This is a genomic window from Ferrovibrio terrae (genome assembly GCF_007197755.1).
Taxonomy (GTDB): Bacteria; Pseudomonadota; Alphaproteobacteria; order Ferrovibrionales; family Ferrovibrionaceae; genus Ferrovibrio; species Ferrovibrio terrae.
The window spans coordinates 636097-655783 of the sequence record NZ_CP041636.1; the positions used below are offsets into that span (position 1 = coordinate 636097).

At 59.7% G+C, this 19687-nt stretch carries 17 protein-coding genes; all 17 read right to left on the reverse strand.

All coding sequences use genetic code 11. The annotated features are described in order from the left end of the window. Position 1: 1 nt before the first annotated feature. Positions 2-1438: a hypothetical protein gene (locus FNB15_RS03025; protein ID WP_144067292.1), complete on the reverse strand. Its 1437-nt coding sequence runs from the start codon at positions 1436-1438 to the stop codon at positions 2-4. 28 nt (positions 1439-1466) lie between these two features. Beyond that, positions 1467-2243 carry an acylneuraminate cytidylyltransferase family protein gene (locus FNB15_RS03030; protein ID WP_144067293.1) on the reverse strand — a complete coding sequence of 259 codons (777 nt, stop codon included), beginning with the start codon at positions 2241-2243 and terminating at the stop codon, positions 1467-1469. Between the two features lie 16 nt (positions 2244-2259). Then, positions 2260-3435, reverse strand: a complete 1176-nt coding sequence (neuC, locus tag FNB15_RS03035) for a UDP-N-acetylglucosamine 2-epimerase (RefSeq protein WP_221932735.1) — start codon at positions 3433-3435, stop codon at positions 2260-2262. Next, positions 3414-4436, reverse strand: a complete 1023-nt coding sequence (locus FNB15_RS03040; RefSeq protein WP_144067295.1) for an N-acetylneuraminate synthase family protein — start codon at positions 4434-4436, stop codon at positions 3414-3416. The genes neuC and FNB15_RS03040 overlap by 22 nt, the downstream gene beginning before the upstream one ends. Positions 4437-4439: 3 nt before the next feature. Continuing rightward, positions 4440-5588, reverse strand: a complete 1149-nt coding sequence (locus tag FNB15_RS03045) for an NAD-dependent epimerase/dehydratase family protein (protein ID WP_144067296.1) — start codon at positions 5586-5588, stop codon at positions 4440-4442. A gap of 43 nt (positions 5589-5631) precedes the next feature. Continuing rightward, entirely contained in the window at positions 5632-6654 is a 1023-nt protein-coding gene (locus tag FNB15_RS03050) for an SDR family NAD(P)-dependent oxidoreductase (RefSeq protein WP_144067297.1), read from the reverse strand. Positions 6655-6825: 171 nt separating this feature from the next. Next, the gene (locus FNB15_RS03055; protein WP_246068844.1) at positions 6826-8514 is read right to left on the reverse strand and encodes an ABC transporter ATP-binding protein; all 1689 of its coding nucleotides are present in this window, start codon (positions 8512-8514) and stop codon (positions 6826-6828) included. Positions 8515-8628: 114 nt separating this feature from the next. Further along, positions 8629-9264 carry a class I SAM-dependent methyltransferase gene (locus FNB15_RS03060; RefSeq protein WP_144067299.1) on the reverse strand — a complete coding sequence of 212 codons (636 nt, stop codon included), beginning with the start codon at positions 9262-9264 and terminating at the stop codon, positions 8629-8631. 36 nt (positions 9265-9300) lie between these two features. Further along, positions 9301-10305, reverse strand: coding sequence for a phosphotransferase (locus FNB15_RS03065; protein ID WP_221932736.1), 1005 nt, complete (start codon positions 10303-10305; stop codon positions 9301-9303). A gap of 4 nt (positions 10306-10309) precedes the next feature. Further along, on the reverse strand, positions 10310-11077 hold the full coding sequence (locus tag FNB15_RS03070) for a hypothetical protein (protein WP_144067300.1): 768 nt from the start codon (positions 11075-11077) through the stop codon (positions 10310-10312). A gap of 3 nt (positions 11078-11080) precedes the next feature. Then, the gene (locus FNB15_RS03075; RefSeq protein WP_144067301.1) at positions 11081-12064 is read right to left on the reverse strand and encodes an NAD(P)-dependent oxidoreductase; all 984 of its coding nucleotides are present in this window, start codon (positions 12062-12064) and stop codon (positions 11081-11083) included. 3 nt (positions 12065-12067) lie between these two features. Next, complete coding sequence (locus FNB15_RS03080) at positions 12068-13015, reverse strand: class I SAM-dependent methyltransferase (protein WP_185973688.1); 948 nt, start codon at positions 13013-13015, stop codon at positions 12068-12070. A gap of 51 nt (positions 13016-13066) precedes the next feature. Next, positions 13067-14074 (reverse strand): class I SAM-dependent methyltransferase, encoded by a 1008-nt coding sequence (locus FNB15_RS03085; protein WP_185973689.1) that lies wholly within the window; start codon positions 14072-14074, stop codon positions 13067-13069. 479 nt (positions 14075-14553) lie between these two features. After that, the gene (locus FNB15_RS03090; protein WP_185973690.1) at positions 14554-15465 is read right to left on the reverse strand and encodes a glycosyltransferase; all 912 of its coding nucleotides are present in this window, start codon (positions 15463-15465) and stop codon (positions 14554-14556) included. A 92-nt stretch (positions 15466-15557) separates the two neighbouring features. Further along, positions 15558-17480 (reverse strand): hypothetical protein, encoded by a 1923-nt coding sequence (locus FNB15_RS03095; protein WP_144067305.1) that lies wholly within the window; start codon positions 17478-17480, stop codon positions 15558-15560. 26 nt (positions 17481-17506) lie between these two features. Beyond that, positions 17507-18382, reverse strand: a complete 876-nt coding sequence (locus tag FNB15_RS03100) for an alpha/beta fold hydrolase (RefSeq protein WP_144067306.1) — start codon at positions 18380-18382, stop codon at positions 17507-17509. Positions 18383-18390: 8 nt separating this feature from the next. Further along, the gene (locus tag FNB15_RS03105) at positions 18391-19473 is read right to left on the reverse strand and encodes an autotransporter outer membrane beta-barrel domain-containing protein (protein ID WP_144067307.1); all 1083 of its coding nucleotides are present in this window, start codon (positions 19471-19473) and stop codon (positions 18391-18393) included. Between the last annotated feature and the right edge of the window lie 214 nt (positions 19474-19687).

Consider the following 19687-nt stretch of genomic DNA (forward strand, 5'->3'; position numbering starts at 1 on the left):
CCTAGCCGGCATGAATGAGTTCGACCAGTTTGTCTGCCATGGCCTTCGCGGCATCGCCCCGGTTCACCGAAAGCTCCTGCGCCACCAGTGCGCGGCGCCGGTCGCGGCGGCCGTCATCTTCACGCTGCACGAGATCCGCTAGGGTATCGACCAGATCCTGCCGGCTGTTCACGCGGTTCGCCGCATCAGCTGAACCCACTCTGCGTAGATGGGTCAGATCGAGATCGGAGATATCGAGATCGAAATACTTGTTATGCCAGCGTCCGAAGGCGACATCGATCACCATGCAATCGAAAATCGCCGCCTCAATCATCTGCGTGGATGATGCCTGCACACAGATCGTGCTGTGGCGAAAAATATTGGCAAGCTTCTGACCGTCCTTGTCATCCAGGAAATAGCTGTTGCCGCCCCCGGAGGGTATATCGACATGCCAGCGATCCGACGGCAGGTAGCGCTCGAAGACCCGCATCAGGTCACGTCGTTCGGCCTCGAATTCGAAATATACAGGATGCAGGCGGAACAGTAGGGCGGTTCCTGCCGGCAGGTCGCCTCTGGTCAATGCATCCAGCAGCGTTTCCGTGATGGCAAGGTTGCCCTCATGGTGCGCAGGGTATCCGATCGAGACATAGACCACTGACCGCGTGTCGGCCGCCAGATCGAACTCCCGCAGGAACTGGGCGCGCTCGATACCAGGATCCCTGAAATAATGGTCCCAGACCGGTGCGCCGACGATATGCACCTGATCCGGCCGCATATCGAGATAAGCCACGGCCTCTTCGGCAGTACGATCACTCCACACCAGCATATGGGCCGGCGCCACCGGCGGATATCCCTTGGTCGAGGTCTTGTCCCAGCTCTGCACCACAACAGCAGTCGGGCAGCCCTGCGCCGCCGCTTCGGCCATCACCATTCCGTCCACGCCGAGCCCGGCCGACGCAGTGACCAGCAGCACCGGCTGCGTCTCGCTATAGAGGTCTGCATGCGGCCGGAAAGGGCAAGTCCAGAGCCACATCTGCTGCAGCAAGCGCCGGAGAGTGCGGCTGCGGCAGGCCAGGTTGGCGATCGCCCAGACCGCCAGCATATGCGGGCGGTTGGCGCGACGCAGGTATTCCGCCCTGACCAGCACACCGGATTCGTTTGCGCCACCGCGGTTGCCATAGGTCAGTTCCGCGATTGCGGCCAAACGGTCGCGCAGATAGCCGCGCCAACCGCCGGTGAAGCCAACATACAGATCATCCGACCGCACCTTGCTGGTCGGGAACCGCAACGCCTCAACGCGCACCGTACCCGACACGCGCTGCCGCAATTCCGTCAAATAAACCTTCGGCACCAACAGGATGATGTCGGCCGCTTCCGCAATCCGCTCGACAATGCCGGTGGCTACCATCAGCCGGATATCCAGCGGCCTATACAGGCTGAGGATCACAGACTTGCGCAAGCCGTAGTCCCACTCAGGTCGGTTAGCGTCAAATCACCACGACCTTCTTTTTCTCGATCAGGAATTCCGCGTATTCGAAATCTTCCGGTCCATCCACGTCATGCGCATAGGCGGAATCCACGACAAAGCTGCCGCAGTTCGGGCCAAAGCATGGGGTGCCTGCCATCAGGGATTCCGAGCGGAATGCCAGTATATTGCCGTAGCGATAATGCATCGGCTTGAGCTGCTTGTTGTAGGCGAGCTTGCGCTCTTCCCAGAATCGGAAATAAACCCGGCCCTCCTTGATGATCCGCTGATTTAGCGCATGCATGTTATGCGGCAGATGGGCCAGCGACTGCGCCGTATCAAGCGTCGGATCATCCAGCAGAATACGCACGATTTCGTTGATATGCTCGGGCAGAACGAATGGCGACGTCGGCTGCAAAAGCACAACGATCTCTGGCATCGCACCATCGGCATCGGCGATCGTCTGCAGCACATGCCGCACGGCATCATCGGTCGGGGCCGCGTCGGTGGCAATTTCCGACGGGCGGTCGATTACCTCAACAGATCGGGACAGGCAGAAATCCTTGATTGCAGGATGATCGGTCGAACAGACCAGGCGGTGTACGGTTTTCGGCATTACGGCCTGAGCAACAGCGATACAGTAATCTATCAGCGGCCGACCGGCGAGCGGTGCGAGATTCTTCAGCGGGACGGATTTCGAGCCTCCGCGCGCCGGGATCACGCCAAGCACACCACCCTGTATAATCTTGTTCATCGTCATCCTTCCCGCATCGCCAGGATCACCCGAGCGCGGCATCATGTCCGGCAACCTTCGCTCAATAGCAGATCGCCTTTTGCGGCGAGAAATCGTAACTCACCAGCACTGGCACGATCTTGCCCGACGCCGCACCATCACCGTACAGGCCATCAGACTCGTAGCGGCCATGCGCCATTTGCTGGCGGACAGCCTGCTCGATCTCGGCCGCGTCGTATCCGACATCAACGACATTGCGTCCGCGGGCGCGGCCAGTCTGGCGCGAGCCGATATTGACGCAAGGCGTACCCAGATAGGCCGCTTCGCGAATTCCGCTCGACGAATTGCCGACAATGCAGGCGGCGTTCTTCAGCAGGGGGCCAAACAGTTCAATCGGCAGGCTTTTGAAAAAATGCGCATATTTGGGTTGGTATTTTTCGCGATAAACGCGGATGCCTTTCGATATACCGTCCGAGCCGGCATCCATATTGGGCCAAATCCAGAAGGTAGGAATCTGCAGGCTGTGCATTGCCTTCACCGTCTCGCCGATATGCGCAAGGTTATCGGCATATTCGGTCGTCACCGGATGCTGGATCACGATAGCATATTTACCGGGCTCGACCGAGATCGTGCCGCCCGCTCCGGCAATACCCTGATAGGCGACAACGGAGCTTAGGTCGTCCAGATCGATCTCGGCCAGGACGTCGAAACTTGTCGAACCGACGGTGTAGACTGCTTCCGGCCGCTCACCCATGCGAACGATACGTTCCGCCGCCTCTTCTGAGGCCGGAAAATGCAAATGCGCCATCTTGGTGATGGCATGGCGGATCGACTCATCAATCGAGCCACTCACTTCACCGCCCTCGATATGCGCAACCGGGATGTTCATATAGGTCGCGGCCATGGTGATGGCGAGGCACTCGTAGCGGTCGGCAATGACAAGCACGACATCCGGCCGCAGGTTATCGAAGGCATTGGCGAATTCCGTAACGGCCAGGCCGGCTGATTTCGCCATCGTCAGCGGCGTCTCGCCCTCGATCAGGAAATGGATCACATGGTCGACATTGAAGTCATCGACATAGTCCGTCTCCAGAATGCGGCCATATTTTTCAAGAATAATGCTACCTCCCAGAATCACCTGCAGTTCAAGACCGGGGTGTTTTTTGATTTCGCGCATGACGTGCTTCATTTTGGCGTAATTGCCACGCGCCGTGATGACTACACAGATTTTTCTGGTCATGCTCTCAAATCCACCCACTGCAAAACCGCATCCTCGTCGATATCGCGGCTGGCGACCTTGCCTATCACCGTCTCTACTTGATCAGGCGCGATCCCGGTGCCCGGGCGCTTCGCCGCCAGCATCTCCGGCGTGATGGTCTCACCAGCACGGATCGGCCGCGCGGCTACCAGCGACTTCCGAGCCCATTCGATGCTCGCCTGTTCGCCAGGTGTTACGGTCTTGCGGGCAGCGCCCAGCGCCGCCTCAACCGCACGCAGCTGCGTGATGAAGTCGGCGAGATCATGCGGCCCGCAGGATACTTTCCAGTCCTGCGCGTTCGGGACATTGAAGTCGATCGAGATATGCTTCTCGATGATCTTGGCACCACGCGCCACCGCAGCCAGCGGAATATGGAAACCAGCGGTATGGTCAGAATACCCGATCACACCACCCAAGGTCTCACGATAAAGATCCAGCACCTTCAGATTCACGAATTCCGGCGGCGTGGGATATTGCGTCACGCAATGCAGGACCGCGATTTCCGAATTTCCGGTCTGCGTCATCACGCGCAACGAGGCCTCTACATCCTCCATCGTATGCATGCCGGTCGAGAAGATGACCGGTTTACCATAAGATGCGATCTTCCGCAGGTAACCCCAATTGCGCAATTCGCCGGAGCCAATCTTGAAGACTGCCGGATTCAGGCCGGCAAGATATTCAAGACTCGGCTCGTCATGCGCCGTGGAGAAGAAGATGATGCCCTTCTCGTCGCAATAGTCGCGCAGCCGGCGGAAATCCTCCCATTTTAGGGCACGCGGGCTCAGGCGGTCGCGCCACTCCTGACTGGCCTTGGAGATCATCGCCTCGGGATTGAATATCTGGAACTTCACGGCATCGGCTTTTGCCTCAGCCGCCAGATCGATCAGCTGTAGCGCCTTTTCATAATTCCCGAAATGGGCGACACCGGCCTCGGCGATGACGAAACAGGGTGCGTCACCGCCAACCTGGCGAGAATCGATCTTGAATTGGCTGGCGATCATCGATTACTTCCAGGTCGTTTTCGGCATGATGATGTCATGCCGGATATCGGACTTGTAATTGACAATCTGCTCCAGAATGCGCGCCAGCACATCCTGCGTCAGCAGGTTAGGCTGCAGCCCAAGCTCGCGCAGACCGCGATGGGCGGGATTGTAATAATGCTCTTCTTTTTCCACTCGTGGATTCGGTACATGGGCGATCTCAGCCTTGATGCCGACCGCCGCCGCCGCATCCCGCACCATATTGGCGAGGTCGTTCACAGCAAAGGTTTCGGTGAACTGGTTGAACACCCGCATCTCGCCTCTGGCTGCCGGCGTCTCGACCGCCAGGGTGACACATTGCATGGTGTCCTTGATATTCAGGTAGCCGCGCTTCTGGCCGCCCTGACCGTAGACGGTCATCGGAATGCCGGCCACGGCCTGCACCAGGAAACGGTTGAGTACCGTTCCAAAGATTTCGTCGTAATTCAGGAAAGTCGTCAGCCGGGCATCATCGCCCATCTCGTCCGTGAAGAGACCGTAAACTGGACCCTGCATTAGGTCGGTGACACGCAGGCCCCAAACCCGGACGTAGAAGTACAGCAGGTCGGTATCCTGAATCTTGGTGGTGTGATACAGCGACCCGGCTTGGCGCGGGAACAGCAGGCGGTCTTTGCGGCCCTTGTGTTCAATATCGATGAAACCTTCCTCGATATCGATATTGGGCGTGCCGTATTCGCCCATAGTGCCGAGCTTGACGATATGAATGTCAGGATTGGTCTCGCGCACCACATAGGCGAGGTTGAGCGTGCCGCTCAGGTTGTTCTGCAGCGTGAACAGCGCCTCCTTCTGGCCGAGCATCGAATAGGGCGCCGATGGCTGCTCGGCATAATGAACAACCGAGTCCGGGGCAAACGCCTCGAAACAGCCCTTTAGGAAACCGTAGTCGCAAATATCGCCCTCGCACACCTTGATCTGACGCCCGCTGCGCTCATGCCAGGCCTTGGCGCGCTGATGCATATTCTGCGTCTGGAACAGGGGCGGAATGTCCTGCCGGATGCAGGCCGTACGACGAAAATAGTTGTCGATGATCATGACCTCATGGCCACGCTGCGACAGCGCCATAGCAGTGGGCCAGCCGAGAAAGCCGTCGCCGCCAAGAATGATGACACGCATATCAAAAACCCCTTTGCATTCGGCAATTACAGTCGTGCGGACATCAGTCGAGCAGTCGGTACCGTTTGAAATAGTCCACGATGTCCCGCACGCTCATGCAGGTTTCCTCGTCAGAACGGTAGGCGTGTGGCGTCTTGGCCACCTCTTTGACCTGCGGCGTCGCAGTGATCGCCGGCCGGATCACGAAGAAATCGTCGTTCTCCCTGACGCGCGACCCCTCTTCCGAGCTGAGCAGCTCTTCAAACAGCTTTTCACCGGGGCGCTTGCCCGTGATCTTGACTGTGACCGAGCCGGGATCGCGGCCCAGCTGCGGGGCATAGATCTCGATGATACCCTGGATCATGTCCCGGATTGCCATGACCGGCATCTTGGTGACGAAGACTTCGCCACCTGTGGCCTGCTCAGCCGCCCGGATCAGCAGATCCACCGCTTCCACCGGGGTCATCACGAAGCGCGTCATGCCTTCGTCGGTGAGTGTGATCGGCTGGCTGGTGCGAATCTGGTTCATAAATGTGGGTACGGCAGAGCCGCTCGAACCCAGCACATTTCCAAAGCGCGTTGAGCAGAAGACCGGCTTGGTTTGCCCACCGTAATTCGCCGCAGAGATCAGGCGCTCCCCCATCAGCTTCGAGGTGCCCATCACATTGGTGGGATTGACCGCCTTATCCGAGCTCATGAAAACCACGCGCCTGACACCACAGGCGCGCGCCGCGTAAATCACGTTCTGCACGCCGACGATATTGGTGGCGACTATTTCATCGGGTGCTGCCTCGCCGAGATTGACATGCTTCAGAGCAGCACCGTGGAACACGACATCGACATCGCGAAAAGCCTGCAGCAGGCAGTCGCGGCTGCGTACATCGCCCAGCACCGGCAGAATCCGATCCAGCGCCGGCGAGAACTGGCCGAGTTCGTAGATTTTGCTTTCCGCATTGTCGAGCGCGATGATCCGCCCCACGCCCTTGGCCAGCAGGCGAGGCATCATCGCCTGCCCCACCGTGCCGCAGGCGCCGGTGATCAGAACAGTCTTTCCGGTCCAGATGTCCGGTGTGGCAGGGCTTTTCATACGTTTTTTCCATGCTACCGCAGGCCCGGTGAGCTTCCCCACCAGTCTTGCGAATCACGCTTCGATGTTACGATGCAAAATATTGAAAAATATAGTGTTTTTTGAAATTATACATGTTCACACCATGAACGTCAACCGATGGTTCAGACCACAAACACGGCCAGAGGCGGGTCATGCCGGATCGGCCAGATTGATCAGCAGCTGCTCCGCCGCCGGGGCCACATCGTCATAGCCGCCCGTCGCCGTGACCACACCATCCTGCAGCAGATGGACAAGGTCGGTATCCCGCGCACTGCTCAGCCGGTGCGTGATCAGCACGATGCTGATATCGGGCCTGGCCTTGCGCAACGCGACGAAGATCGACTTTTCCAGACTTTCCTCAAAGGTGGTCGTTGCCTCGTCAAGTACCAGGATTCCGGGCTCATTGACCAAGGCACGGGCGATGGCGATGCGCTTGGCCTGCCCTCCGGACAAGACCGAGCCAAGTCGGCCAACCGGCGTGTCCCAGCCCTCCGATGCCTGGGCCACGATGTCGCTCATGCCGGTGATCGCCGCTAGTTCATTCATCTTCGCTTCGTCGAAACTGGCGCGGTTCACCAGCACGTTTGAGCGGAGGGTACCCTCGAAGACCGAGGAATGCTGAGCGACATAGCCGATCTTCCTGCGCCACTGCGCCAAGTCGAACTGATTGATCGGCATCCCGTCGAATGTGATACGCCCTTCCCAAGGTTCGTACAGGCGAACCAACAGATCGATCAGCGTACTCTTGCCGGCGCCCGAGCCGCCGATGATGCAGGTAATCTTTCCTTTCGGGATACGCAGCGACAGATCGCGGATCACCGGGCGACTGGCGAAGCCGAAACTGACGCCTTCGAAGGTAATATCACCGGCACCCGCCGGGACCGGCTTGTCGCCGGCCGGCTGAGCGCGCGCCGCCAATTCAGCTTCGCCTAGCAATGCCGTAACACGCGCCATGGCAGCAGCCTTGTCGGCGATCTCGACGAGCTTGGTGGAAATCTGTTGTGCGGCCGCCAAGCAGCGCGAAAGCGCCAACGCGAAGAAAATGAAGACCGGAACGAGCGGACGCACCTCATCCGGGCCGACGATCAGGGAGTAGACGAACAGTCCGCTGACCGCCATCAGGATCAGCAACTGCGTCATCACAGAAGGAACCGTGCGCAGCAACTGCAGACGCAGATGCGCGTCATAGAATTGTTGGAGCAGCTTTTTCGCCTGGCGCAGGCGGGACAGGCCGATACCCAGAATCCGGTATTCCTTGATGGAGTGCGACAACTCCGAGAAGCGGCCGGTCATTTCTTCCTGCAGCTTGCGACGCTCCTTACCCAGCCGGCGTGCGCGCGGATCCAGGAACATGCGATTGGTCAGCATGAAGAAGCCACCGCCGATCACGAACAGGAACAGCAGCTTCCAATCTGCGAGCATCATAAAAACCAGGATGACGGCAGCATTCAGGATCGAAATCAAAATTTCGATGGCATAGCTGATCAGCCTTGCACAGGCCACGATCTCGGCACCCAGCGTATTCTGCACTGCACCGCGAGTGTAGGAACCGATGCTGGTCATGTCGTCTTCCAGTAGCCGCTTATAAATGCGCTCAGTCCATTCCGCGCGCAACCGGCCAACGAACACGGTTTCGATGGCGACCAACCCGACCGTACTGGCGGTACCCCCCAGGAAAACCACGACGAAAAAGGTGATGAAGTAGCGCGGATCCAGGCCACTGAAGAAGGCGAAAAACGAATTCGCCGGCAGACCTTCATTGGAGTCCGTCAGGATGGAACTGAGCAACGGAATCAATGCGGCAAGGCTGAGACCGCCGAGCAACGAATTGACCAGCATCAACGCGCCGAGCAATCCCGTGAGAGCCGGATGCCGTCGGGCGAAGTCGATGATAGGTGCGTATAGCTTCAAAACAGCCTCGATCAGACCGCCGTATCAGCCGGCGAGCAGGTTTTAGGACTTCTTCTCCACCAGGAAAAGATAGCGGAACTCCTCCGTCGGCGGTTTTTCCTTCTTTTTCCCGATCAGCCTGACCGTGCAATCGCTCGCCGGCTGGAACAGACCGGCGACATACTGCTCGACAGCTTCCTGACTGTTGCCAAGATCGACTGACAGATCACCTCGGAATTTTCCCAGTTTGCTGGGAATCTGGAAAAACATCTGCTTGCTGAACTTACCAGCCAGGTCCAGCACCATTTGCCGACCGGCCGCTTCCCCATACATACGGCAGAAGTGGTGATAGACGGACAGGCAAAGGATGACATCGAATTGCGGCAGCAGACGCGTGTTCTGCGGATCCAGACTCAGTCTGGAAAAGGCAACCCTGTCCTGGATCGACGGATCGACCAGGGTTCTTGCCTTGCTTATGGCCGGTTCGTTGATATCGACCCCGATGGAGAAAATCCCTTTGGTCGCCGCATTGCGCGTGTAGTAACCAATATCACAGGCGATATCGAGAAGATTACGGGAATCGGCGGCGAGATGAGACTCGATCATCTGCCAGTTCTGCAGATTCTCGCGTTTCTCCTGATAGAAAGAGATTTTCTTACCCTGCAGGGCACTCTTGATTTTCTTGATGATGGCTTTCACCTAAATCTCCGTGATTATCCTATCGATCCGCTTCGCCTACCAGCCGAGAATGGACGGCCGCTCCGCCCAGTCAATCTGGCTCCGTTGCAGCCGAAGCAGAAATTCGAGCGCAAGCTGCTCGGAAAGCGACATGACGCGGTCTCGCTGCTGCGCCGACAATGCCTCGATATCCGGGCGCATGATATCTTCGATTCCGGCGAGTAAATCCGGACAGCGCAACAGAACCTTGAAAAAGTCGACGCAGACCGGGCCTAGGTGGCTGAGTTCCCAGTCGACAATATAGTTGTTGCCGTCGCATATGATGATATTACCGATCGAAAAGTCGCCGTGTACCAGCGAGACCGGCAGCAGCTTGTCCGACAACGCCAGCAGGATCGCCGCCTGATGAATGCCGGCTCCGGTCAGCATTGCCGAAATCGCCGGTAGATCGATGCCGAGTTCGGCCGGAGTCTTCCAGGTCAGTCCGATGACGCGATACAATCCCCACAGCTTCGACAATGTATTGTGCATTATCGCAGGGGTGCGTTCATCCCCCCATGCCAGACCGATCCCTTCGATCAGGCGATCCGCCAGATAGTATGGTGGGCGATCCAGGTTTGCGCATAACAGCGGCGGCACGAAATCGACCCCAAGCGCCTCAAGGCGGCGGCGCGTGCTGTATTCGTTGCGCAACCCTTCCAGATTGCGCACGCCCTGTTCCATCAGCAGCTTCGCGCGGATACCGCGATCGACATAAAACAGGCTGACATTGTTGCGAATGGTGATCGCCTCCGCCGAAGCGCTGATGTCGTAGGATTTCGCCTGCAGACGGATCAACTGCCGCAGCTGGGTTTTCACCGCCTGCACGAATCTTCCCCGGCGCAGAAGCGCGAGCGTCGAGCGGCGCGCCGAACTGGCGAGGCGGTCGCGCCTGACCAGCCGCAGTTTTTCCGTCTCGACATAGGTCGACTGGCCGGCCTGGCCAAGGAGTTCCTGCTCGACAGCCGAGATCGAGCGGTTGAGATCCTCGATTGCGAAATACTTCAGCAGGGCACCGGCCATACGCCTACTCTCGTGCCCTAGCGGCAGAGCCATTCAAGGTAAAGACCGAGTGCCGTGCCAGGCGGATCGCATGAAGAGCATTACCCCGCTGGATGGCCCAACTGTATTCACCTATAAAGCTGTACTGACCCGAGGGAATTGCAGCACGAATTTCATCCACCGTATCGGTCCGGCCATCAACCAAAATCAGCCTGGGGCGGAAACCAGCCTGCAGGTGCCGCGATACATCCAGATAGGCAGGCTTGCCGGTGAATGTGGAGAATTTGCGATTCTTAGGCACATAAGGCGCATCGACATAGATGCATTCGGTGACGGCCAGAATCGGTTCGACGAAAGCGCCGCCGCGCTCCGCCTCCTCCACCTTGACCGGGCGCACTGCGCCGGCCGGGCCGATATGCGCTAGCGCCGCATTGACCGAGGCAACCCAGCGTTCATCCTGCTCATAGGATGTGTAACTTGCGCCGCTGCGCATGGCGTAGGCCGCGAAGGCGCAGCTGGTGCGTCCCGAGCCGAGCTCGATGATTGATTTCGGTCTATGCCGCTCAAGCAGGGCGATCAGGTCCTGCAGTTTCCAGTAATAACCGCTCCCGCCGCCCTGTGCGGCATCAAGCGTCTGCAGCGCCACAGCCATCCCCGGATGGTATGCCTCCACGACAGGACGGCATGCAAGTTCACGCCGTAGTGCTTTCGCGCCATGCAGTCGCCCGAGCAGCGAACGCAGCAGCGAAGGCCGGTTTTTTGGCGAAACACCCTGTGAGGCAGTCCGCGACATGCCTTATCCTCCGGCCCTTGCAGCGATGGCATTACGTGCCATTTCAATGGTTTTGATTTCAGTTTCGCGCCAGGCATCGATCGTGGAACCACCGATATGCGGCGTCAGCAAGACATTGTCATGCGACCTCGCATAAGCCAGGAACGGATGCCCGGGATATTTCTGCGTGAAACCAGGCTCGAACTCGCCCTCAAAAACATCGCAGGCCGCCCCAGCCAGATGGCCGCTCTGCAATGCCTCGAGCAACGCCTGCCATTCCACCAGCTCGCCACGAGCGGTGTTCACCAGATAGCTGCCGGGACGCATTGCCCCGATCACCTGGTAGCCGATCAGACCTTCGGTTTCTTTTTCATGCGGCACATGAATACTGAGCACGTCGCACCACTGCGCTAGCGCCATCAAATCGGTGGCGCGTTCGTAAACCGGTGAAACGACAAACGGATCGTAGTAGCGAACCTGCATCCCGAAAGCCGCGCCGTAGCCGGCAACCCGTCCGCCCAAGCGCCCCAGGCCGACAACACCGAGCCGCATGCGCGACAGCATGGCCGGGGCACCGAAGGGGCGGCGATCCCATGTGCCGGCAAGAGCGCCCTTGTGCGCGGCCAGCATGTTGCGCGTCAAAACGATGATCATGCCGAAAGTGAGTTCCGCCGTTGGTGTGATCCGGTCGAGGAAGTCCTGCGCGAATTTCAGGCAGGCCACCGCGACCGAGCGCGAACGGCAGTATTCGACATCGATATGGGGATGACCCGTGGTATTCGAAGCGACAACCTTCAACTGCGGACAGGCATCGATTTTCTCCCTGTCGACCTGAAAGCCGAGCGGCGCGAATAAAACCTCGGTCCGAGCAAGAACCGCTGCCGTGTCATGCGCCGGAGACTCCAGTACAGTGACATCAAAACAGCGATGCAAAAGATCCAGGGATTCCGGCTGGTACTTCAGGATCGAGTAATACAGGCCTCGTGGTTTGGCGCTACGGTCCGACATGCATCACGTCTTAATCGCAATGGCCTGTATATCGGCACCGTCAACCATGATTGCGCCGTAGATCGCGTAGGGCGCGCGCATGTAGATCGACCAGCTACCTTCGCGCAGCCTGTCCCACAATTCGCGCCGGCCAGGAATGCGGAAACCATGCTTCTCAAGTAGGGTCTGCAGATTCCGGCGGTTCATCAAGTTGAGATGGGAGATTGGATGGGTCAGCTTGTAGCGGCCGCGCCTCTGTTCGATCGGCACTGTCTGCGGCGTCAAGCCATTGCAGATGAAAATGCCGCCCTTGTCGAGCGCACCGGCAATGTCCTGCAGATAGCGGTTCAGATCGTTCACATGCTCGATGACTGACTGCGAGATTACGATATCGAACTTGCTGTCGAGGATTTCTTCGCGACTGCCAACCTTGAGTCCCATGCTGCGGCACAGATCGATACGGCTCTGCGACAGCTCTACACCGGCAGCTTCCAGCCCGAAGGTACGCGCCAGCTGCAGCATGTAACCATGGCCGCTGCCATAATCCAGCATCCGGATCGGGCCGTCCGTGCGGCGCGCCCCGGTCACCCGCCGGCCGCAAAGGGCGATGGCCAGCTGCAGGTCGCGAAACGTGCGGATCATCTTCGACGTGCGATGCGCCGACGACACCGTCGAACCCGGCGAACCGAGTTCGGTCGAGATATTGTCTGTGTAGGGTGCCTTGAAGCTGTTGTAGAAAGTCTCGTTCGCCGACGAGGTCAGCCGCGGATTAGTGGTGACGAAGCTGCAACTTGCACATTCGGAATAGTCGAACACGGTATCCGGGGTACAGCCGATCAGCTTCAGGTTTACCTTGCTGAGATCCGAAGCGAATTCCGAAAAGCGCAGGCGAAAGCGCGGCGAAAAGGATGTACCGCCGCAGACCGGACAAGCGATCGTTTCCCAGAATGCTGCAGCTGAGGTGCTCGTCATTGTCACTCCGGTCGGGCGGGCGCTGGCCGCGCAGTCCGCATCACACATTAATCAGGCGGGCGCTTTTTCAGCCACGACCCGATGGTTCCCTTGGCCGATCACGATCTCTCGCACCGACTCGGCCGACAGGCTGGCATCGATCATGGCCCGCTTGGCGGTATCGACATAAAGTTGCGCTGTGTCCTTCGCAAGCCTGCCGAGATAGCGATCCCGGTCACTGCCAGCAAGCGTCTCGCAGGAAGCCGCGATAGCCAGGAGCTTTACCAGGTCCTCGAGTTGGGCATCTGGGCTCTGTTCTTGGTCGAATGTATTCCCGGTCCAACGCATGATGTTGCACAAGTTATGGCCGTGCAGCTTGGGTAGGAAAGTTTGCCAGTCCGTCAGCAGCTGAACCGGGACAAAGAGATCATCCATGAAATGCTTGCGGTTGTTGGCCGGGAGACCGGCTGCCTGGATCGCGGCATCGACAAAAGCGGCACCCAGATCTGCCACTATCGGCCGCAATGCCTTGATCGCTTTCCAGCGCAGACCGCCAGCACCATAGACCAGCAGGAAGAGTTTACCGCCCGGCCGGAGCACGCGCACCAATTCGCCAAGCGCCCTATCAAAATCGGCCGTATGATGGATCACGCCGGCAGACCAGACGAAATCAAAGCTGGCATCGGCGAACGGCAACTGCAGGACTGACGCCTGCTGAAAAGAGATTTGCGGGAAGTCACGGGCGCGACGACGCGCTTCCGCCAGGCCGGAATCCGAAACATCGACCGCGGTGATCGCGCCAGCCCCATGCAGCGCCATCGCAACAGAGTAACGCCCGCTGCCGCAGCCGGCATCGAGACAGGTCTTGCCCTTCAGCCAATCGAGGTCGAAGTCGTTGGCCTGGGCCCGCTTTACGAAGAGTTCGACCGAAGCGCGATACTGCTCGTCCGACAGGCCCGCCCAAAGCGGACCGAACAGAGCCCCCGTCTCTCTTTCCAACTGGCTAACCACGAACGCCTCACGAACAAAAAATGTTATCGGGGCCGGATGATAGGGATCGGCTGGACAGAGGGCAAGCACGCGACATTCCCCCTTCCAACCATCGACGGAGCGGATTCAGAACAACGGAACAACTGAACCACCAAAATTTCGAATGCGGTATCTTGAGGAGTTTCCGGTAGCTTGGAGTTTTCGGGAAATCGCAGGAAACCCGACTTCAGATATATTATTATATATATTTATCAATAGCTTATATAAAGCTCGGCGATTCAGCGCAACAATACTCATCCGATCAACGCAAGCAACAGCTGTCGACAACTGCGTACCAGCGTTTCCAAAACTCCCGCTGAATTGGCGTCCGGGCTGTTGCTTGCCCCGCCGTTCGAATACTGGCTGGTTACGGTGCTTGCCTGCGCCATCGGCGTCTACGACAACATTCGTCAACTGTCGCTACAGACACAAAAGCTCCACGCCCTGCTGATTCGGGCCAGTTGTGACGCGGTCGGCCTCCGTAGCTGGCGCCGATTCTAGCGGCCATGGCGGCAACAGCGACTGACTTCTTAGTCAAACCTCCGCTGCAGCCAACGCTTCACACTGCGCGGCAAGTCGGTCGGCAGGGTAATGACTGCGATCATCAAGAACCGCGCCCATAGCAAGATCGATATCCCAGACAGCGTCCACCGCGGGTAGGAATTCTGGAAATGCTTCACGAAATAGTAGCTTGTACTGCGGGCCTTATGCCACTCAATGAATATTCGCGACACGTCGCTGGTACTCAGATGGTGCGTGATCGGCACATGGCCGGCATACCAGACTTGGCCGCCATGCTGGCCAACACGGATGCTGAGATCGAGATCGTCGGAGTGCAGGAACATATTGTCGTCCATACCGCCGAGCTGCTCGTAATGCGCACGGGCGATCATCATGAAAGCGCCGCTGACCGTGGGCACCTCGACAGGATGATTGACCGGCTCGCTCTCATGGCTGTTCAGGCGGGTGAAATACGGATGGTTCGGGAACAGCCGATCCAGCCGCAACAGCTCCACAAAGGCGCGCCAGGGCGACAGGATTTCACGGCGACCGCCGCGTTGTTCCCGACCATCGGGATGCTGCAGGCGGCCGCCAATCAGCCATGCCCGCGGCTGTGCGTCGAATACCTCCAGGATGGCGCCAAATGTGCCGGGTGCGAGCACGCAATCCGGATTGACGAAAGCCAGGCGATCCGCCGTCGCAACGGCCGCACCACGATTGCAGCCCGCGGCAAATCCGATATTGCGCAGGCTTTCGAGCAGGCGGATACGGGGCTCGGTGCCGGCCAGCTCGCGCAATCGCTGCCGCGAGGCCGCATCGATGCCGTTCACCACCAGGATGAGCTCGACCAGTTCCGGCTGGAGCAGCAGGCTCTCGATGCAGGCCCACAGGACCGGGCCAGTATAATAGACCACCGTGATCGACGAGACACTGCGGCCCATACGCAGTCTGCTAGGGGTGGGCTCAGCCGAAGAGGTGTCGGTCTTTTCCATGGCAGGTCAATAAGTCATTCGATACGGAAAGTCGATCTGGCTCAGCCGGCCGCATCGCGGATCTGGGCCTTGAGGTCTTCTGTCAGGGGAATCAGGCGCTCGATCCCGTTGTCGAGCGCACGACGCAGCAACGCCAATCCCTGACGTTTGACCTGCGGATCGGGCTGGCGGACATAGACGCCGCCCTCGAAATATAGACCCACAGGATCGTCAGGGTTGCGGTTACGCAGACGTTTTGCCCAGAGCAGCACGTCGCGCAGGTCGCCGGCATTGAAGCGCCAGGTCAGGTAGGCAATCGGCAGATCGCTGCGCTCGGGCGCCAGTGTCATCGCCAGATCCAGCCAGCGCGGCCAATGGCCCAGCGCCGCTTGGGCTTTTGGCTGCAATGGCGCGAAATCGGGATTCAGTGCGATTTGGCTGAGTACATTGCTGCCGGTGATCGGCACGACCGGATTGCGCGTCACTCCCATCCTGCTTTCCAGCGTCGCAAGCATCCAGGCAAGCCGCCGGTTTTCAGGCTCCATGCCTTCCGGAAATCCCGCGGCAGCGCGATCCTTCATCAGATTGAGTGCGGGATTTACAGTCGTCACCAGGATGCCGTCATTGCCGCGGAGATCGATTGTCTGCGGCGGTGCCCCCTGCGGCGCTTTCAGCCAGGCGCGCAGGCGATCGACACTGGCCATCTGCAGCCCGAGCGCCACAGTGGCGATGCAGAGCAATCCGGCCACCCCCGCGAAAGCAGCGCCGCCAGCATACTGCCATCGCGATGCCGGCGCGGCAGCGGGTCGCTTTTCATCGTGGCACAGCGCCACCATGGCAAGGGCGAACAGCGGCAACACGTAAGCCAGCTCCATCCAGACGCCAAGCGCTGCCAGCCATGCGGAACTGAAGACTGTGGCATAGGGGCGTTTCTCTGCCGGCGCGAGCCAGATGGCGATGGCGGGGATGGCCACTGCCAGCACGATACCCGGCAGGCCCGCAGCCAGTGCCGCCTCAGTCAGCAGATTGTGGCTATGGAAGAAATCGCGGTGAAGAAAATCCCAGCCCACCTCATCCCATAGCGGCGCCTGCACCTCGTTGACATACCGGGCAAAGGCCTCATCAATGCGGCCCCAACCAAGGCCGAAGACCCAGGTGTCCCAGCTCTCCTGCAGGCGCGCCATCACCATCTGCACGGTCAGCACGCGCGATCGCATCGAAGCGCCAAGCCCGCCCGCCAGGCCGGAGGCGATCAGGGCGAAAGGCAGCAGGGCAGCAATCAGCACGGCACCAAGGCCCAACCACCGCGAACGCAGCCAGGGCAGGCGATCGCCCCAGCGCCAGACGATGCCACACAGGATCGCTGAAGACGCAAAAATGAAGATAAAGGTCAGGCTGCGCGCGGCGACGAGAGAAACCACTGCGGCACCCAACACCAGCGCCACGCGCCACGTCCAGTATCGCCCACCGCGATGCGCCAGCAGCATCCAGGGCAGCGCCAGTGCCGGCCATGAGGTGGTGATGAAAAGAAAGGGGGTATGGCCACTGAACTGGCCGACCGACAGTAATGCAAAGCACAGATATATCACCGCGCAGGCTTCGATCAGCCGCCGCCACCAGAAAGCCGATTCCGCCACTATGCCGGCCAGGATCATCCAGAGCGCCAGATCGACATACCACAACACGCCGAGCCCGGATTGCGGCGTGCCGAACAGCGCGGTCAGCGGCACGCCGCGCGCAAAGCCCACGGCAAGCGACCACACCGCCATGGCGATGGCTGGCGCTGCCAGCCACAGCAGGCGGACAGCAGGCGGACGGCCGGCAATGGTGCACAATGCGAGGACTGCAGCCGCCAGCGCGGCGAAAGCATGCGCCCCCAGGATAATGGGCTCTGCCCGTTCCGAGACGCCGGACTCGAATACCGACAGCATGGCATAGGGCAGCAGCAGGGCCGGCACGAAAGCAACGGCGGGCAGAGCGCGCAACAGTTGGCTGTCCCTCAACAACATGATCAGGAGCCGGGCGGTACCGCCAGCGGCTGGCGCGCCAGATCGGGCCACAGGTCCGCCCAGCAGCAGGTATGGTCGGCACGCGGCACGACGCTTACCGCACCATCGTTCAGCCCGGCCCGACGCGCATAGGCCTGGGTCAGGGTGGGTGGCACTATGGTGTCGCGCTGGCCGACAAAATGCCGCTGCGGGATAGCGCGGAGGGCCGCCATGCTGTCGGCTGGATTCAGCGAATAGCGCAAAGGAGAGTCACCAAAGTGGCTGGTCCAGGCGCGATGATCCAGCACGCCGGCCACCGTCACAAAACCGGCGACATCCTGGCGCCGTGCTGCCAGCAGTGCCGCCATGGTGCCGCCACCGGAATAACCGTACAGAATGACACTTCGCAGCCCGCGCGCCGCCATGAACTGGTTGATCGCCATATCCATCGCGCCCACCGCCTCTGGAGCGAATCGCGCCGAGGTCCAGTAAGCCGGCTCGCAACCTCGCCCCTTGTAGCCGCCGGTATACTGGCAGGGTCGCGCCAGATACAGCACGTTGGATGCCGGATGCTTCACCGCCATCTGCAGGGCGACCGGATGCTCCGGCGTCGGATCAGGTGAGATTTCGGTGCGGGTGATATAGGAGACGCCATCGCCCTCGATGAAAACGGCCAAGGACGGATCGGCCGGATTGCCGATACGGGCGTAACCAGCCAGGTCGAAGCGGTCGGTGCGGAAACCCAGCTTCTGCCAGCCGGCCGCGATCCCATCGGCATAGGCCCCGCGACTGACGAAAGGGTTCAGATCCGGCGCACACCCCGCCAGTACCAGCCCAAAAAGTAAGAGGGCCAGGCTTTGCAGCCCGACCCTCTCGTTACGCGAAGACTGTACTTGCAAGCGCTTGCTTAGAAGCGCATGCGCACGCGACCCGAGATGGTCCAGACGTCGAGGTCGGTGCGACCCAGCGAGTCATAGGTGCCTTCGAGATTGCCGCTGAACGGGCCGGCCGAGAAGAAGTCCACGCCCAGACCGACCTTGCCGCCGGTATCGTCGTCGTTGGTGAAGGTGCCGTTGCCGATGGCGAGCGCATCCGGATGCTCGAAGTCGTATTCGCCGATCAGCTTGAAGTACGGCATCATCGTGCCCATCGCGTAGCCGACCTTACCACCGGCATAGAGGCGACCCAGCTTGATGGTGTTGCTGGCATTCACCTGGCCATTCGACTCGGTGAAGGCATCAGCCTCTTCCTCGAGATACATCACGCCGACCTGCGGCATCATGACGATCTTGCCCGAGGTATAGGTACCGTTCAGCGAGCCATTCAGCATCCAGCGGGTGGCATCGTAGCTGCCCGAGACGGTGTTGTTGGTGCGCTTCGCGTCGTAGCTCAGCCAGCTATAGGCGCCGCTCAGGCTGGCGCTCCACCGGTTGGTCAGCTGGAAGCCCAGGTAGGGCGCGATGCCGAAACCTTCGCTCTGCACATTGCCGCGACCGGTCAGCGTATTGGTATCGACATCGACATTCTCGTAGATGCCACCCACGCCGATGACCAAGCGGTCGCTCAGCTTGTAGTCCAGGCCGAGCACGGTGTTGATCGCAGTGCCATCCGCGGCAGCGCCGACCTGGCCGTTGTCGATCGTGCTGTAGGCGCCCTGCAGCCAGACGCCGAACGGCTTGTCCGCCGCGCCGGCGTTGCGGCCGGTATCGCGCGAATTCAGGTAGGTAGTCTGGTTCGGCGCGCGATTGCCGCTGTCAGTCAGACTGAAAGTGCTGCCGCTCGGAGAGAAACCACCAATGCCACCGCTCAGGGCGCCGCCGATGGCGCCGCTGATCAGGCTGGCGGTCTGCGCCGAGGCGATCGGCGCGGCGATCGCGGTCACGACCTGGGCCGAGCCCGAACCCGAATTGCTGACGTCGCTGGCTGCAAAGGCAGAGCCCGACACCATCATCCCGAGGCCCATCAGGCCCAGTGTAATTTTACGCAGCATGCAGAGCTCCTGCCACTAATTATGTTTAGCGCCCCCCCAAGGAACCCCTGGTGGCAATTTCAACCATATTTCTCCGGGAGCGGGCCAAGTTTGTCAATCCGTTTCGCTAGTTCCGAGGAAGCGGTCGACAACTCCCAGGGTGTGTTACCCGGAAGCCACAGTCGGCCCCAGACCCGCATACAAGTGCACTTTGAAACCATCAAAATATATACAC

Bases quoted from the DNA above. Each gene is read 5' to 3' on its own strand.
- FNB15_RS03030 (WP_144067293.1), bottom strand. From the start codon at position 2,243: ATGATGCCGCGCTCGGGTGATCCTGGCGATGCGGGAAGGATGACGATG.
- FNB15_RS03040 (WP_144067295.1), bottom strand. From the start codon at position 4,436: ATGATCGCCAGCCAATTCAAGATCGATTCTCGCCAGGTTGGCGGTGAC.
- FNB15_RS03045 (WP_144067296.1), bottom strand. From the start codon at position 5,588: ATGCGTGTCATCATTCTTGGCGGCGACGGCTTTCTCGGCTGGCCCACT.
- FNB15_RS03050 (WP_144067297.1), bottom strand. From the start codon at position 6,654: ATGAAAAGCCCTGCCACACCGGACATCTGGACCGGAAAGACTGTTCTG.
- FNB15_RS03055 (WP_246068844.1), bottom strand. From the start codon at position 8,514: ATGCTGGTCAATTCGTTGCTCGGCGGTCTCAGCCTTGCCGCATTGATT.
- FNB15_RS03065 (WP_221932736.1), bottom strand. From the start codon at position 10,305: ATGGCCGGTGCCCTGCTGAAGTATTTCGCAATCGAGGATCTCAACCGC.
- FNB15_RS03070 (WP_144067300.1), bottom strand. From the start codon at position 11,077: ATGTCGCGGACTGCCTCACAGGGTGTTTCGCCAAAAAACCGGCCTTCG.
- FNB15_RS03075 (WP_144067301.1), bottom strand. From the start codon at position 12,064: ATGTCGGACCGTAGCGCCAAACCACGAGGCCTGTATTACTCGATCCTG.
- FNB15_RS03080 (WP_185973688.1), bottom strand. From the start codon at position 13,015: ATGACGAGCACCTCAGCTGCAGCATTCTGGGAAACGATCGCTTGTCCG.
- FNB15_RS03090 (WP_185973690.1), bottom strand. From the start codon at position 15,465: ATGGGCCGCAGTGTCTCGTCGATCACGGTGGTCTATTATACTGGCCCG.
- FNB15_RS03105 (WP_144067307.1), bottom strand. From the start codon at position 19,473: ATGCTGCGTAAAATTACACTGGGCCTGATGGGCCTCGGGATGATGGTG.